Source organism: Musicola paradisiaca NCPPB 2511, from assembly GCF_000400505.1.
Classification (GTDB): domain Bacteria; phylum Pseudomonadota; class Gammaproteobacteria; order Enterobacterales; family Enterobacteriaceae; genus Musicola; species Musicola paradisiaca.
Map to the genome: position 1 here is coordinate 2213735 of NZ_CM001857.1, position 16213 is coordinate 2229947.

A 16213-nucleotide genomic window follows, 5' to 3' on the forward strand; every position below is an offset into this window, starting at 1 on the left:
CACCACCAACGGCCGTGGGTTGGTGGCGGGGCTGACGCTGGCGGAAATCCGTCGGCTGGAGGCGCGCGCCGGGTTCGGCGCAGAATTCGCCGGTGTCAGGGTGCCGACGTTGGAGGAGTTGATCGAGTGCGTACTGGCGTTGGACATCGGCTTGCAGTTAGAACTGAAGCCCACCGCCGGCGACGATGTGGAAACTGCCGAAACGGCGATTGCGGTGCTGAAGCAGATGTGGCCGGCGAATCGCGAGCGGCTGTTTTTGTCCAGTTTCTCCGTGCGCGCCATTCAGGCGTCGGCGCGGTTAATGCCGGACGTACCGCGTGCGTTTGCGGTGGTGGTGCCGCCGCAGGATCCGTGGCGATTGTTGCAGGAAACGCACTGTCAGATTCTGCATTGTTTGGCGGATCTGCTGGATGATGAAGCGCAGCAGCGTTTGGCGCAGAGCGGTGTCGAGTATGCCGTCGCCATCATCAATGATGCGGCACAAGCCAAACGGTTGTTGAGTCAGGGGGCACAGACCATCCTGTCTGACATTCCCGATCTCCTGGATCGGGCTTTCTGAGTCTGCCGATGTCAATGGAGGTCATGATGTCCGAACTTCAAGTACGTTTCGAAAACGCCAATAAGATCGTGGATGACGCCGCCAGTCTGGCAAAGCGATTGTTTGCCGAACGGAGTCGCATGACGATCGACGAAAAATCCGCCAACGATTTTGCCTCTGACGCTGATCGTCAGGTTGAGCGGCTCATTCGGGAACGCCTGCAACAGGCTTTCCCGCAAGACGCTATTCTGGGAGAAGAAATGGGCGGCGAGGTCGGCGATACCTTTTGGGCAATCGACCCGATTGACGGTACGACCAACTTTTTACGCGGACTGCCGCTGTGGGGGATTTCGCTGGGGTATGTGGAAAATGGGTTAGCGATGGTCGGGACGATCGCGTTGCCGATGTTGAACCTCACGGTGTCAGCGGCGCTGGGTTGCGGCGCCTGGTGTAATGGTCTGCCATACCGACGGCAGGTGCTGTTTCCGGAGGTTCGGCTGGTCGGGCTGGGGGAGAGTCAGTGTTGGGCGGCATCGGAAATCGCGATAGTGGATGGGAGCCTGCGTGATGAAGGCTGGCCCGTGGCGAAGTACCGTTGTGCGACGGTTGGGCTGGGTTTTGCAGCACTGGGGTATACTGATGGGTATATCGAACGCTATACCAGCGTATGGGATATCGCCGCCGGCGCGGTGATTTGCGCCGAGGCCGGGCTGGCCGTGCGCTATCACGGCGACAACCGGCAGGGGCAGATGCATATCGCGGCCGCTATTCCTGCTGTTCAGTCCATCGTGGAACCGTTTTTCAGGCTCAGGCAGTAGATCTTTTCGGGGAGAGAGGCCGGGCAGGGACAGCAAAGGCTCCATACCCGTAGCGGATATGGAGCCTGATGGTCATTCTTTGTTGATAAAGGAGCGGGGTTTTTGTGGCGATCCTGCCAGTGCGGCCTGAATCTTCATTGGGTTGAAGTAGTTGCGCATCAGCCGGATGCGATGATCGTCCGTGAATTCATAACGGATAGCCCAGTCGTAACTGTAAGGCAGGCGTGTCGTTCGGGTGATGCCCTGCTGGCTGCCGTAGGACATGGCCTGGTTTTCGCTGAAGAAGATTTTTTCCACCACTTCGCTGCTGAACTCCACCGTCTGGCCCATTAATGACCAGAAACGGGAGAAGCCTTCGTGGCCGTAGAACACCCCGGTATAGGGCACGTCTACCGGGCCGGTCATATCCCAGACCAACTGCTCGCTCAGACAGGTTAGCGCCATCGGCAGATCACCGGCGGCATAGGCCTGACTGAGACGTTCCAGCGTAGCCTGATTATTGGCGAACACCACCGCCTGGCTTTTGGCCTGAAAACGCGGCGGCGGCGGCGGTGTGTATTCAAAGGTCGGCGCGGCGTGGTATTCGCTGTCGCCGGGGAATGGATGGGCGACAATCGCGCGGAAATCATCGCGCATCGACGCCATGGACATGATGGCGGGGGTCAGTTTCAACGGACGGCCGGACAGCGCCAGTTGCAAGTTTTCCAACAGTTCGCTGTAACGACGGTTAAAGCGGACGACGGCTTTGCGCAGCTCACTTTCGGGATAGTCACTCACTTTGGAGCCACTGTGGGTTTTTACCGCTTTATCCCAGGGAATGTGGAGCGCATCGCCGGTCGGGCCGCTGGCGATAGTATCGCCGGCGGTGTAGAGGCGCTCGCAATAGATTTCGTTGAACCGGTAGTAATGCGCGACATCGTTATCTGAACCACGCCAGATATTGTGTGGCGAACCTTCCCCTTGATCGCAAATGGTGCGCAGCGCTTTGATCGCGCTGTCCAGATCGATAACTTGCACCAGTTCGCCGTATGAGCCGTTGCAAAATTGCTCGGTTGTTAACTGGCGCTCCGGATCGCCGCAAAACACGGCTTTTTCCCCGAAGCTTTCCACGGCGGCACGCAACCGGGATTCGATATAAACATAGTATTCGCCGATAGACATGTCGGTGCAGACATGGCTGGTGATCACTTCCGGGCGGACATATTTGGGATGTTCAACCTGCATGGCCTGATGGACGGCGAGTTGTGAGAAGGGATGCAGTTGAATTTCCAGATCGTCGATACCGAAAGGCAGTGTTGCCGGATAGTCGGGCAGAAAATGAGGATCATTCACGGCGGGCGTGCCGCCGATGGCGTTGAGCAGGTTGCCTGCGAGGACAAAATGGAGCATTTCTTCGATAACGACGGAGTGAATCACTTCAGAAACGCGCGGATCCATGTCGTCATCCAGCGTATAAAGCATGGTTAGATAAGGGGGGATGAGGGCATGTTCCAGCGCCATGGCCTGCTGCAACAGAACTCTGATGTCCTCCAACTCGTGCGCTAGATCCTTATGGCTGTTTAGTTTGACATAGCCGTTTTCCCTGAAGAATGTTTCCAGATCTTGCTGTGTGTTTTGGTCATTTAAGTTCATGGTAACGATCCGTTTTGGTCGGTCTTGCAATGCCGAAGAGTGCAATCAGTCTTATACATTTATTCCTAGCATGAAACCCGAATATCATCATCTTTTGTAGCGTATTTTTACCGTTTAACGTGTACTGGGGCACATTCCGTTTACGTCCGCCAGGATAGCGCGCGCGGCTTGTGACGACCGACGGCGGTGCGGTGGCCTGCCTTACCCTGTTTTCCGCCCCACCAGATAGCGATTCTTAAGTGTTCAACCATGTGGTTGTCGAACCGGCGTTCGTTCCTGCGAGCGCTATTCATCGGTGGACGCTTCGTTACTGATGCCGGATGTGGCGCGGGATGGCGGCAAGTGCGCATGAATAGCCTGCCAGATCAGCTCATCCCGGTCGGCGGCGTCGCCGTGATAAATCGGATGGATTACTTCACGGGTTTGCAATGGAAACCATTGCCCGGTAAACCAAAGACGGATGATGCCCTGTGCCAGCGGCCCCAACGAGGCCGAGGGGAGAATGCGTTTTTCCAGCCAGGCCAGGCAGTGAGACGGATGATTGGCCTGTTGAGCATAAGCATTGAGCAATGTTGTCAAGGCGCGGGGCGCTTGACGTTGTAGCTCGTCGAAGTAATCAGGCCCAAGCTTGCTCTCGGCGAGTTCCCGTTCGCTGAAACCGGTAAGCAGGGCGGATAGCACCAGGAAACCGTGATAGCCGTTATCGGATAACGGTGAATTACCTGTCGACGATGTTCTTTCGGGGGCTGTGTCGTTATGCATGATGCTGCACCTGGAACAAGACCGCGGCGATATTGCGTATCCGACGGGAGAAGACCCGTGTCGACCCGCATATGACCTGATGTGGTCGTCTCCTTGCTGTGTGGCGGTTTTCATCCTGAAAACCCACGGAACTCAGCCGGAACATGAAGCCGTAGCGACTGTTGAGTGTACCCACCCATAGGGGTGGGTATAAACCGGGCGAAAAAGAACAACCAAATAACCAAAAACGCTATCAACTTATAATCAGATAGCAAAATCAACTATGGTTTGCCGAAAGCACTTTCGCAAGTTTGGTGGTTATAAAATCATGCTGTTTTGATGATGAGTCATTCAGAATCAGGCTGTTAACGATGTCAGTTCGAAACACTATGACCGCTATGATTACCTGACTGAAAAGCAGCGCAAGGCGCTTGCGATGCCCGTCGCCTTGTTGAACTAAACGGGCGGTATCCGGGCGCTAACTCCTGATACCTGAGTGAATCAGCGAAAAAATCATGACTGAGATGCGATCTCTCTGGTTAAAAACCGCGGTATTAATGATGAGCGACCGGTTTTTAACATGTAGCCGGAGGGGGCATCAGCAGGCTGTGGATACCCCGCATCAGCAGCCTGATGCGGGGAGGGCGTTGCGGAGGTTATGCGTCGGCCGGTTTGATTTGCGTCAGGATGTTCCCCAGCTTTTCACGTTGCTTGGGTTTGATTTCGCGACCCGCGGAGTAACCGGCGTTCTGGATAATCATCTCGTTAAGGCCGATCAGCCAGTCGTAAATGTAGTACGCGGTATTGTTGGTTGGCGTCACGGACAGTTTGGTCAGGCGGCGCGAGGTGCCGAAACTGCCGGCTGGTTTCTCCGGTTTGGCGAAGATTTTGTGCCCCTTGTTGACGCGGCTGTCCGGTCGATTGGCTTCCGGCACCTGTTGAAACCCCAGCCAGGCGACAAAATCGCCCAGTACGGTCAACGCGCGAGAAACCTGACGATCGGCCTTGTTTTCCCGATTGACGCCCAGTTGCTCGGAGTCCGCCAGCATGCCTTGCAGGTTATCCTCGATACGCAGCCGGATACTGGCGGTAATTAACTCTTCCACCAACATTTCGATAGTCGGGCGCGTGATGCCCAGCAACTCAATCATCGCAGGGTTTTCCGGCAGATTACGCAGGTGGGTAATCCAGTAACGGTAGAGGTTGCGGGCGAATTCCGCTTCGTAACTGCGGCTTTCGGCAATCTCCTCTTCGGTCGGTGCCGGCAGCTGCGGACGCGGCGCGTCATCATCCTGACCGGCTTCATCGCCGAACAGGTCGATATCCAGACCGACGCCGAACGGCTCGAAATTAGCTGGCGGCGCGGCGGCATCCGGTGTTTCCTGATAAGCGACGAAGTTGTGCTGCGGCGGTTCCTGTTGCAAGTACAGCCGACGGAGTTCATCGCGTGAAGGCAGCATGCGCTCCAGCAGTTCGCCGTGTACGCCGGTGCGTGTTTGCAAGGCCCGCAACATGGTTTCCGCGATCTGTTGTTTGCGCGCCGGGTCATCGGAGCCGGTCGGCTGGTACCAACTGCCGAGCAGGTTGTCCGAGAGTTCGCGTTGCAATTCGCCCAACTGCTCGCTGATCCGCCCGAGTTTCACCTCACGTCGCACTTCGGCATCGAGCCAGGCCGCCATGCGGTTGACGCCGCGTTTGTCCATCGCCAGCATGGTGCCCCAGGTATCGCCGGGATTGCCGACGTAACGCTGGACGGCTTCGTCATTGTTCTGCCCGTGCGTAAAGCGCCGATCGAAGCGAGTCACCGACCAAATCAGCCCCGGTTTCCGATGGCTACGAATCTGCGGATTCTCTCCCTGTGTGTGACGAACCCAGTAATCCAGCGCTTTGCCCACGATCCTGACGTCCGCCTTGCAGGCGGCGGCGGTACAGACCATCAGCAGGTTCATTTCCTGATTATCGGTATAACGCTCCAGCAGATAAGCGCGCTTGGCCCGCAGCAGAATACGCGCCAACGGGTGCGGCCGGGCGCGCAGGATCTGTTCCGGATTGTCCTCGTCATGTTCCTGTTCATCGTCTTGCTGGCTGAAACCGGGGAAATCCAGCAGATCGACCTGTTCAAACAATGACTCACGGGGTGGCGCCATCAATGGGATTTGCAATTCGGCGATCAGCATGGTGAGTTCAGCCAACGACAATTCGGTACTTTTGGCGGCGCGACCGTTGACCATTGGGCGAACCTGCACGCCGGGGTCGGAAGGCGTGTTGAGCCGGTCGAGCTGGCTGGCGTTGAAGATGCCGTTGTCCGGCAGCAGGGTTTCATCCACCAGGATGCTGATGGGCGCCAATACTTTGCGTGCGCCGGAAAGCTGTTCCAGTGAATGGGCGAACTGGCGATAAGCGGCGGTAATATCGGCCCGCTCACCCCACAAGACCGAAAACAGACTGGCGCGATCATCAATGCTGAGATGAGGCGCCAGCTCCACCGCCAACGGCCAAAATTTGCTTTCCAACGGTTTCTGCCGTTTGGCGTCATGGCGTAGCAGATAATCCCACAGTGCAACGACGTCATCGCTGTTGAGACCAGGAACCTGCTCCTGTTGTCGATGCAGTGAGAACGTCTTCAGATGCTCCGCGATATGCTGTTCATCCCAATCCTGACGATCGTTTTTTGCGAAATCATGCAGGTAGGCGTGCACCAGAATGCGGGCGATATCCGCTTCGTTCAGTAACAGCAACTGCACCGGGTTGGGCGTATTTTTGCCCTCTACCTGGCGGGTGAAACGGGTAACAAACGCGGCCTGCTGATTGTACGGATTGATGTTTTTCTGATAATCCAGCGTCAGCCCGCCGATCGAGGTTTCCAGCCGGCTGTTTTCGCCGGCCGCCAGCGACGCCATCAGGTAGGATTTCCCGGCCTGCGCCAGGCCGAACAGCCCCATGGCGATCTCTTTCAGCGAGGCGTCGGCAAGGCCGTGGGTTTTATTGCGACAGCGCCGCAGCTTCACGATCAGGCGATCGGCCTCCATATCCAGACGGGGCACATTGCGCCGGGTTTCTTCTACCCAGGCGATGGCCTGATCCACGCCGTCGGCGACGGATTGCAATTGCCGGCTGAGGCGGCTCGATAGCTGTTTGGGCGTTAGGGCTTTCATTTCTTGAATACGCTCCCGCTGTCGATCCAGTAATGCGTAATGCCGGAGCCGGTACTGGCCAGCGTGTTGAGTTTCAGCCGTAGCTGGTGGGGGGCGACGGGGTAGCGATCGCCGACCACGGCTTCGGCGATATCAAAACGCTCCGGCGTCTGGTGCTCTTCGCCATGTACGACTTTCAAACGCACATGCAGCACGCTGTCGCCCGCCACCTTGCGCGCCAGTTCGGGATCAACAATCGAGAGTGTGTAAAGCGGCGAGGCGGGCCAACGTTCGTTGTCCAATTGACGGAATCCGAGACACAGCGAACCGCGCATTTCGAAGCCCGGTTGCTTGTCCAGCGTGAACGCGGCGTCATCCAGATCAATATCGTTGTAGTACACGTTGTCGGTAGTCAATACGTTGCTGCTGTCCAGCATCCCCAGATAACGCACGGTGGAGTAGGGTTGGAAATCCCCGGCCTTGAAGTAAAAACCGGGCAGGCGCAAATCGAGCGCCAGCAGGCACAGCATCGCGCCGACCGCAGCGGTGGACTTCGGATTTTCGATGCGTCCACGTTTGTTGAAGGGGTACCAGTCGCTGGTGTGGTAGCCATCCAGCGACATCATGCGATTGATCGGCAGCGGTTGCAGATGACGGAACAACGCCTGAATACCCGGGAAGCGGGACGGGCGACCGGTCAGCAGCAGGACGTCGCAAGCATAGAGCGAAACGACTTCGGACATCAGGCGCAGGTGCTGGGTGATATTCATCCGGTTGGACAGGAATTCGCCATGCAGCTTGCTCAGCCGCAGGATCAGCGGCACCTGCAGGATATCGAACGCCGTTTCGGCGTCCGGCAATTCCCGTTGTGCTTCGTTATTCACATATTCCAGCACTTTACGGGTTGGGCGCTGGGACAGCAGCTCACCGAACGTGGTGTCGATTTCCGCATTCAGATCAAGCGGATCAAACCGTTCGTATGCTTCCAGTATCGCCTGCGCGATCGGGATGAAGATCTGCAGCGTGACCTGCTGGCGCAGCGTCAACTGGCCGTCCATGCGCCCTTCGCTGCCGAACAACCGGGTCATCAGGCTATCCGGCGTGTTAAGCCCGGCCTTCTTCAGCGCGGCCTGCAACGCAGGCAGAACATACAGTTGAATCACATCCAGCAGGATGTCGTCGCCGGCAACCTTGAAACCTTCGCGGAATAGCAGGCGGGGAATGATTTTGACATTGCTGCCGACGCCGTCGTCCAGCCAGTATTGTGTAATCGCGAGATCGGTAGTGCCGCCGCCGATATCGATGGAGGCGATACGCAGCGTTTTGCCGGGTTGTTCGTCTTCCGCCAACTCTTTATCCGGCCGGGCCATACTGGCGAAGAAGGCTTCGGCGCGACCGCCGAAATTGACCTGCGCCTCGTTGTAGAGATACACCATCTGGCCGCAGGTGGCTTCGTCCCATTCCATCTGCACCTGCGGCACAGGAACGCGGCTTAGATGTCGGTCATCTTCGGTGAGGAAATCGTCGTCGGCGGGGTGCCATCCCATGGCTTTCCAGACCAGGCCGATCGCTTCGTACATGCGGCGGCGGAAGATTTCCCGCTCCGGTTTCGGCATGGCGGAGGGCAGCGTCAGAATAATATTGCGCAACTGACGTGGCGCATTGGTGTGGATCATCTTCAGACGCTGCGCCGGGCTGTTCATCTGCATCAATGCCTGGGCCAACAGTTCGGAGAGCATGAAGGTCATGACTGAACTGCGGCTATAGTGCGGGCTGAACACCGGCAGCCGGTCGTCTGTCGGCAGGCTGAACAGCGGTTGCCCCTCGTCGTTCACCAGCATGGTCAGCGGCATGGCGGTCGCCAGCGGCTCCTGCTGGCGTTGGCCGACGCTCTGGCTGAACCGCCAGCCCGGCGCATAAGGTTCTTCGTCCCACAGATAACGGCGCGGGCTGGAAATGCCGCTGGAACCTTCGGTACCCTGGCGCGTCAGCGCCAGGCGGCTGGCCTCGCGCCCCACTCGGGTAATCGAAGGCCAGACGAAGGCATCGTCGCGGCCGCTTTCAAAAGAAAAATTCTGTTTGCCGAAGTTGGCCTGAGCGAACTCCACGCGACTGTCGAACAGTTCGTTGTAGAGATGGTGCGGTTCACCGAGATCGCGGATCTGCAACTCGTAGGTTTGTTTGAGCCCATTGCTTTCATCGGCGTGATCTTCAACCAGAATGCCGGCCGTATGAGAGTTTCCGACGTCGAGGATCAGATCAACGTTGATGGCGGGCTCTTGCAATGTGCCGCTGGTGAGACGAATCTCCGGCAGGTTCAGCAAGGTACCCAGCACATCCAGAAGATTGAGGTAGTGGGCCTGATATTCGAACTCCCGCAGATTCTGGCGGACATCCCGCGGTTTGCGGTGTTCCACCTGCATGGCCTGCTGGGAAAAAATTTCGCGCAACCAGCCGTCGACCCAAGTCTGGTCGAGGAAGTCGAACAGTTCGTCGCTGTGATAAGCCAGGGTGAACAGGCGCCCGGCGTGAATATCATTTTCCGTCGGAACCAGCGATTCGTCGTTGTCGTTTTCCGGGTAAACGCGAGTATCGAACGCCAGACAGATGCGATGCGTGTTGCCGTCGTCATCCGGTTCGTCCAGCGTCAACACCTGAAACCTGGCCCAGTTGTTGGGGCCTTCCATAAAAGTACGCGGCGGGTTGAAACGGAAAAACGGCAGCGGCAACCAGACGTGATTCATTAACCGCAGCGATTGCTCAAGTGTAAAGCTTGATTCCGGGTTGACGGCTTCCGGCAACACTTGCGCGTCGCCCGGCAGCACATAGCGCCCGTTGTTTTCGTTGAAAATTAACCGCAGCAGCGGGCCATTGGCGCTTTTACGGACAAACCGGTTGGCGAAGTCCGCCTGTGTCGTCAGCTTCAGGGCAAAGTCAATGAACTGGATACCACTGTTCTGAATCAGCGTAATCTGTTGTTTATAATCAATAATTGTTGCCAGCATGGTTATTTGCTCTCACGCTTGATCGTCATCGGTAGGACAGTGTCGGCATCGTAGCGCCCCTTACATTCGGCGATATCGCTGGCATCCTGTCTGACACAGATGATTTCCGGCATCGGATAACGGGAACCATTGCTGCAACGGGCGCGATAGCGGCTATTGATCACCAGATTTCCGGACTGGTGCAAGCCGGCTTCGACCTCAGCCTGACAGGTTATCCCCTCGCCATAAGTGAATCTGACCCGGCCTTTGCCGTCTCGAATCTGATATTTCAACACCGGCGGTCTGCCGGTCAGCGGATTTTTGACGTTCACCGCCGCTTGCCAGCTGCCGTCGAGGAAACGGATTGACCCCATTTTTACGGACTCAAGTGGCATCAGCAGCGCGCCTTTGGGGGCGGGGCCCATATCTGCATGCGCCGCCGCCTCGGCGGCTTTCTCTTCCGCCGTTTTCTCCGGTATTGCGGGAACGAGGGCGGGTGCCGGCGCGAGCGACGATTTCTCCAGCGGTAGCGTCGGCAACGGAAGCGGTTCGGTGGACTTGTCCGCCGGCGTCGGGGTTTCCAGTACCCGTTTTTCCGGTTTGGCGCCGGTCGCCGTAGCGGGAGGGTGTTCCGGCGCCGACGGGGAAACGCAGCCGCGGATCTGGAATACCAGCGTCGCCAGTAACGCCGTGCACGGCACCAACCACCAGATACTGGTCCAGACCCGGCGTTTCGTCAGCGCAGCCGGCACCGGTTCTGCGACGGTGTCGGGAAGGGTGAAGACCGGCTCCGGTTCGAGCGCCGGCTCTTCCGTCGGCAGTTCAGCCGGTGTAAGGGTTGGTTCGATTTTTTCCTGCGGCTCGGGTATCGGTTCTTCCTGCGGCTCAATCGGCTCTGGTTCCACCGGCCTTAGGCATTCCAGCGCATCGGCGCGGGATTTCTTGCCGAGGTTGACGAAGCCCCAAAAAGTGATGACCGGTTTATCGTCCACCAGATAGACGTGGTTGGCGCCAGGAAACTGGAACGCCTTTGCCAATAACACGCCGAACAGTTTCTGGGCCGACTTTTCCGAGCGTTGCGCGTTCTCGCTGATGTCGGCAACGGTGTTCTGGTACTGCTCCAGCAGCGCCAGCGCCTGTTCGCGTTGTTCGTCGCTTGCCGCCATCCAGGATGTGATTTTACCGTTGAAGGGGGAATACCAGTCGATACGATCGCCATCCTCGTTGGATTGGGGAATGGCCAGGCAGTCAGCGATTGACTGCTGCTTGCGAAGACGCAGCGTTTCCCGTAACTGGAGCGCCGAGAGGTATACCGGCTGACCGTTTTCTCCCAACGCAAGAAAATCGTCTAAATTGCCACTGCGTAAAAATAGTTTTGCCACGCCAAAGAGACCCTTTGTTATAGACAACCAAGGCAGAAAGTCATGTGTAGTCTGCGATTGTAATTCTGATGATAACGAATCAAACCCATGAAGAAGTGACAAATATGACAAATATTTGCGTCATCAGCGTACTGACGGAGCAATATCGCATAAGTATGGCGTGACAGGAATAGCCGGACACGCATAATGGAAGCGGTTACTTGAGTTGATGCAATTAGCAGCGAGTTCTGTTTTACGGATGTGAGCGGGATCGGCAATTCGTAAAAAACTGTGGTGTTGCACGGGAACTATCGGTTTTTCCATACTAACATGCAGGTGGGTACTTACTAAAAGTTAGCGATGGACATAAGCTGTGCGCGATGGTCTGTCTGATTGGGCGTTATAGGAAAATAAGACAGACACCGTTCGTTTTTCTCACTAAGGAGTTCGCGATGATTGCGATTACAGGGGCGACAGGCCAATTAGGCCGTCTGGTCATTGATGCGCTGGTGAAAACGGTATCGGAAGATCAGATTGTTGCTGCAGTGCGTGACCCCGGCAAAGCCTCAGATCTGGCAGCGCAGGGGGTTGTGGTTCGACGTGCCGACTATGATGTACCGGCTACGCTCGAAACTGCGTTTGCGGGGGTAGAAAAGTTACTGTTGATCTCCTCGAGTGAGGTTGGAAAACGGGAAGAGCAACATAAGGCGGTGATTGCCGCCGCGAAAAAAGCAGGCGTTAAGTTGATTGTGTATACCAGCTTGCTACACGCGGATCGTTCGCCGCTGGGGCTGGCAGCGGAACACCTGGCAACGGAAGACGCGCTGAAAGTATCCGGTATTCCTTATGTTTTGCTGCGTAATGGCTGGTATACCGAAAACTATGCCGCCAGCATTGCGCCTGCGTTGGCGCATGGCGCGTTTATCGGTGCGGCCGGCGAGGGCCGAATTGCGTCGGCGTCGCGTCAGGATTATGCCGATGCCGCTTCCATCGTGCTGCAACTGGATGGTCAGGCAGGAAAGGTCTACGAATTAGCCGGAGATAACAGTTACACACTGGCGGCATTCACGTCGGAAATCGCCAGACAAAGCGGCAAACCGCTGCAGTACGTAAACCTTTCCCCGTCTGAATTTTCCAATGCGCTACAGCAGACTGGCCTGCCTGTGGCCTTTGCCGATCTGATTGCGGACTCTGACGCCGGCGCGGAAAAAGGCGCTCTGTTTGACGATCAAAATGTGCTCCGCACTTTACTCGGCCGCCCGACCACACCCTACGTGCAGACGATCAGCAAGACATTGGCCGTGCTCTAACGGCTCTTCAGGCTTCCACGGATGGAGCCTGTTCGGTCTCGGTTTCCCCCGGCAGTTACACTTCATTGGCTGCATTCCCTATGGAAGTCATCAGGGCGCACACGGCAAGGGGATGGCGAGTAATGTCGGCCAGATTTCATTCCAGGCACTGGTATGCTCCATTCCTTCTACCATGTGCACCTGGCTACAGTTGCCACCTTCAAGACTGACGAATCGGCGAGCTATCCAGGTTGGCACGATTGAATCTTCGCTGCCGCTGAAATGGATCTGGGGGATGGAAGCGATATGTTGGGCGATATCTACGGCGTTTTCAGATTCCGGCATGGCCGATACCTGATGGTATTGATTGACGGCGTAATGATCCAGATTGCCTGCCACTGTTCGTAGCGAACGCACGTCAGTACGACGGGCGGCGATCAGGGCTGCAACATTTCCACCGCCGGAGTAACCGACCATATTGATACCGGGCGCGGACATTTGCTGGACATAGTTGCTGATTGCCTGATTCATACTATCGATGATTTCTTCCGCAAAGCGTTTGTCTGTCCAGTAGGAGACGTTGCAGACGGGGTTTTTATTCAGGGGAATAAACTGACAGGGCCGAGCGAGATAGACTACGTTGGCGCTATCGTCTTTTGCGGCCAGAGCCAGGCCGAGCGCCTGTCGGGGCGTTGGGTCGGGAGAGGGGGCTGTTTTATTAATCCAGGCAAAACCATCGCCTTCAATGTAAAACGTAATCGTTCCCTGCGGTTGTTGTAGACGTGTGTACGCTGCCAGTGTAAAGGTGCCACCAACTATCGTTTGAGGCGTGAGCCCACCGGATGCCGCTAGTTCGTCGGCGGATTGGCGCGGAGAACTGCATGCTGTCTGTAACATAACGGCGACGTACAGCAAGATCCCTCGGCCGTAACGCGATGGTAATGATTTTCCAGCCATTCTGTTTGCTCTGAATGTTTGATCTGCACCAGTTTTTTACGGCGAACGGCTCGCCGGGCAGGGCTCGATTGCATGGGAATTCGACTACTATGCCTGAACGGTGTTTTATCCGTCTATTCAGCGCTATCGTTCTGCCAGTGGTTCATGCGGATTCGTTAGCGAGCAGGAGCGGCGATGGGTCATCGCGGAATTTATGAATAATGAAATGCATAATAAATTAGTTACAACATACTAATGAGGATATACCCAAACGCCTGTCTGAACATCTGGTCGATCATCTGCCGGGATTCTTCAGGTGGGCATCTTGGTACACTGAATATAGATGGCCGCTACAACCGTCCCTGGCTGGCGGCAGGAATCAAATGGCGATACGTCGGCCTATCTCAATGACCTGATTGCCCGGTAATTGATAGTGCTCAGTAATATGTAAACAATTGCGCACCATCCAGGCAAATGTGTGTGATTGCCAGCGGGGCAGCGCGTCGCGGCTTTCTTTCGCTACGATCGACTCGTGACCGATGTAGTAAGTCACCGACTCATGATCCGGGCAACGTTCCAGCGGTGATGTGTTTTTCAACAACTCCGGCACATTGGGTTTTTCCATAAAACCGTAGTAGGCCACCCCTTGCCAGAATCCAGGATACTTTTCAGTTAGATCCAGTTTATGTTCGGCGCTGACACGGGGAACATCCAGAACCTGAATAGTCAAGGCAATGATTTTGTCATGCAGCGACTGATTGCGTTTGACATGCCAGCGCATGACGGGTGGTGCAACACCCTGAGTTCGCGTCAGGAATACGCCAACGCCAGGAACACGAGCGATGCCGTTGTCTTCAATTGAAGAGAGGAAATCCTCAACAGAGAGATTCTTTTCGGCGACCGTGCGGGCAACGCGATTAACGCCCTGACGCCATACGAACATTACCGCGAAAATCAGCATCGCCAGCAACAGTGGAACATAACCGCCTTCAATAATTTTGATGGTGTTGGCGACGGTAAAACTGGTATCAATCAGGATGAATATTCCGGCTACTGACAGACTTGTCACCCGGTTCCAACGCCAAATCTGGCGCATTGCGGAGTACAGCAAGAACGAGGTCATCAACATGGTCAGAGAAACCGCGATGCCGTAAGCCGCCGCCAGCCGTTCCGACGATTGGAAAAACATGACCAGCGTTAGTGTCACCACCATCAACAACCAGTTGATGGTACCGATGTAAATCTGACCAAAACTGTCTTCCGTAGTTTGCTTGATTTTCATTCTGGGTAGCCAGCCCAGTTGGATAGCCTGCCGGGTCATGGAGAATGCGCCCGTGATAATAGCCTGGCTGGCTATAATCGTGGCCAGTGTCGACAGAATAACCAGCGGCATTTGCAGCGAGGGTGGACACAAGCGGTAGAAAATATTGTTGCTAACGTCGGCGCCGGAGAGGATTAACGCCGCTTGGCCGGCGTAATTCAGCACCAGGCTGGGAAGTGCGATGGTATACCAGGCAATCCAGATCGGTTTGCGGCCGAAATGGCCCATATCGGCATACAGTGCTTCGGCACCGGTGACGCACAGGAATACACCCCCCAATACCAAGAAGCTGGTCAACCCGTCGGCAATGAAAAATTCCAGTGCGTAAAGAGGGTTCAGCGCCAGCAGAACATAGGGGTTCATCATGATGCCCCTGATCCCCAGGAGTGCGAGTACGCTAAACCACACGATCATCACTGGTGCAAAGAAGCGGCTGATTCTGGCCGTGCCCAACGGTTGAATGGAGAATAATAGAATCAGGATAAACATCGTCAGCGGCAGGATGTAATCGGCTGTGGTGGGAAGCGCCAGTTCCAGGCCTTCAAGCGCGGAAAGTACAGAAATGGCTGGCGTGATAACACCATCACCGTAGATAAAAGCGGCACCCAGCAGACCAGCAGCAATGATCCATCGCTGTCGTTTGGAGTGAAATTTCACCAACAGCGACATGAGTGCCAGAATGCCGCCTTCTCCTCTATTGTCTATGCGCATGGCAAACAGCGCGTATTTTATCGATGTCACGAGGACTAATGTCCAAAACAGCAAAGAGAGCAAACCGAGTACAATTTCCGGACGGTTAGTGCCGCCTGCCAGTTTCAATACGCTGTTAAAAGTATAAAGCGGGCTGGTACCAATATCCCCGAATACGATGCCAAGTGCGGAAAGTGCCAATATAGCTGGCGCTTTTTTCTGCTGTGGAGTCGTCATTATGCACATCCTGGTGGAGTCGTTGAACACAGGTTATTGAACACTGTTTTGCTAACAGCACTATGTTGAACAAGATTGTTTTCTGGTCAGTTCCCCGTTAAGCATGGTGCTGAATATTTTCTTGCTGTGAGTGGGGCGACCTGATCATAGTGTAGCCGGTATAAAGTATGAGATTGTTGTCAGTATGTGATCCAGCGTGGAGTTATTAGGCATGATGCACGATTGTAGTCTGACAATGTCATTTGATTGAGGTGCTGAGAGATACGTAAAAACGTGCCTTTTGCTTCATGCAGGGAAAACAGTCGAGTTTGGCATTTTTCTTCTATTGGACGGTTAGAAAATTCAAAGGAGTGCTACAACCCTCATGGATTATTGATTACCGGGGCTGTGGATAATACGGAAGCAGTATAAAACATATCATGCCACATCTATGATAATTCCGAATGTTAAAAACTAACTGGATTTGATGGGAATTATCAACTATAAAATATTTTGCTTAATATTAACCATATCAATAATGAATTATGGTGAA

The 16213-nt window shown here is 55.3% G+C and carries 10 protein-coding genes; 3 read left to right on the plus strand and 7 right to left on the minus strand.

Annotated features, from left to right (window positions below):
* Together DPA2511_RS22795 and DPA2511_RS09695 are read left to right on the plus strand one after the other, a co-directional pair.
* Positions 1-559: glycerophosphodiester phosphodiesterase family protein (locus DPA2511_RS22795; protein ID WP_035049638.1), on the plus strand; the 559-nt coding region annotated here is incomplete at its 5' end.
* 23 nt (positions 560-582) lie between these two features.
* On the plus strand, positions 583-1356 hold the full coding sequence (locus DPA2511_RS09695) for an inositol monophosphatase family protein (RefSeq protein WP_226376643.1): 774 nt from the start codon (positions 583-585) through the stop codon (positions 1354-1356).
* Between the two features lie 72 nt (positions 1357-1428).
* Here the strand turns inward: DPA2511_RS09695 and DPA2511_RS09700 are convergent, their stop codons facing one another.
* The 5 genes from DPA2511_RS09700 to DPA2511_RS09720 all read right to left on the minus strand — a co-directional run bounded on the left by DPA2511_RS09700 (position 1429) and on the right by DPA2511_RS09720 (position 11229).
* Positions 1429-2988 (minus strand): ferritin-like domain-containing protein, encoded by a 1560-nt coding sequence (locus DPA2511_RS09700; RefSeq protein WP_012765487.1) that lies wholly within the window; start codon positions 2986-2988, stop codon positions 1429-1431.
* Positions 2989-3273: 285 nt separating this feature from the next.
* The gene (locus tag DPA2511_RS21505) at positions 3274-3750 is read right to left on the minus strand and encodes a hypothetical protein (protein WP_012765488.1); all 477 of its coding nucleotides are present in this window, start codon (positions 3748-3750) and stop codon (positions 3274-3276) included.
* Between the two features lie 635 nt (positions 3751-4385).
* Entirely contained in the window at positions 4386-6884 is a 2499-nt protein-coding gene (locus DPA2511_RS09710; protein WP_012765489.1) for a putative virulence factor, read from the minus strand.
* Complete coding sequence (locus DPA2511_RS09715) at positions 6881-9868, minus strand: virulence factor SrfB (protein ID WP_012765490.1); 2988 nt, start codon at positions 9866-9868, stop codon at positions 6881-6883. Before DPA2511_RS09715 ends, DPA2511_RS09710 begins: the two co-directional genes overlap by 4 nt.
* 2 nt (positions 9869-9870) lie before the next feature.
* Entirely contained in the window at positions 9871-11229 is a 1359-nt protein-coding gene (locus DPA2511_RS09720) for an SrfA family protein (protein WP_012765491.1), read from the minus strand.
* 431 nt (positions 11230-11660) lie between these two features.
* On the opposite strand from DPA2511_RS09720, the gene DPA2511_RS09725 reads away from it, so the two are divergent.
* Positions 11661-12518: an SDR family oxidoreductase gene (locus tag DPA2511_RS09725; RefSeq protein ID WP_012765492.1), complete on the plus strand. Its 858-nt coding sequence runs from the start codon at positions 11661-11663 to the stop codon at positions 12516-12518.
* Positions 12519-12608: 90 nt separating this feature from the next.
* On the opposite strand, the gene DPA2511_RS09730 is transcribed toward DPA2511_RS09725, so the two are convergent.
* A complete protein-coding gene (locus tag DPA2511_RS09730; RefSeq protein ID WP_012765493.1) occupies positions 12609-13454 on the minus strand; it encodes an alpha/beta hydrolase family protein in 846 nt (281 codons plus the stop codon).
* Between the two features lie 358 nt (positions 13455-13812).
* Positions 13813-15681: a potassium transporter Kup gene (locus tag DPA2511_RS09735; protein WP_012765494.1), complete on the minus strand. Its 1869-nt coding sequence runs from the start codon at positions 15679-15681 to the stop codon at positions 13813-13815.
* Positions 15682-16213 lie beyond the last annotated feature (532 nt).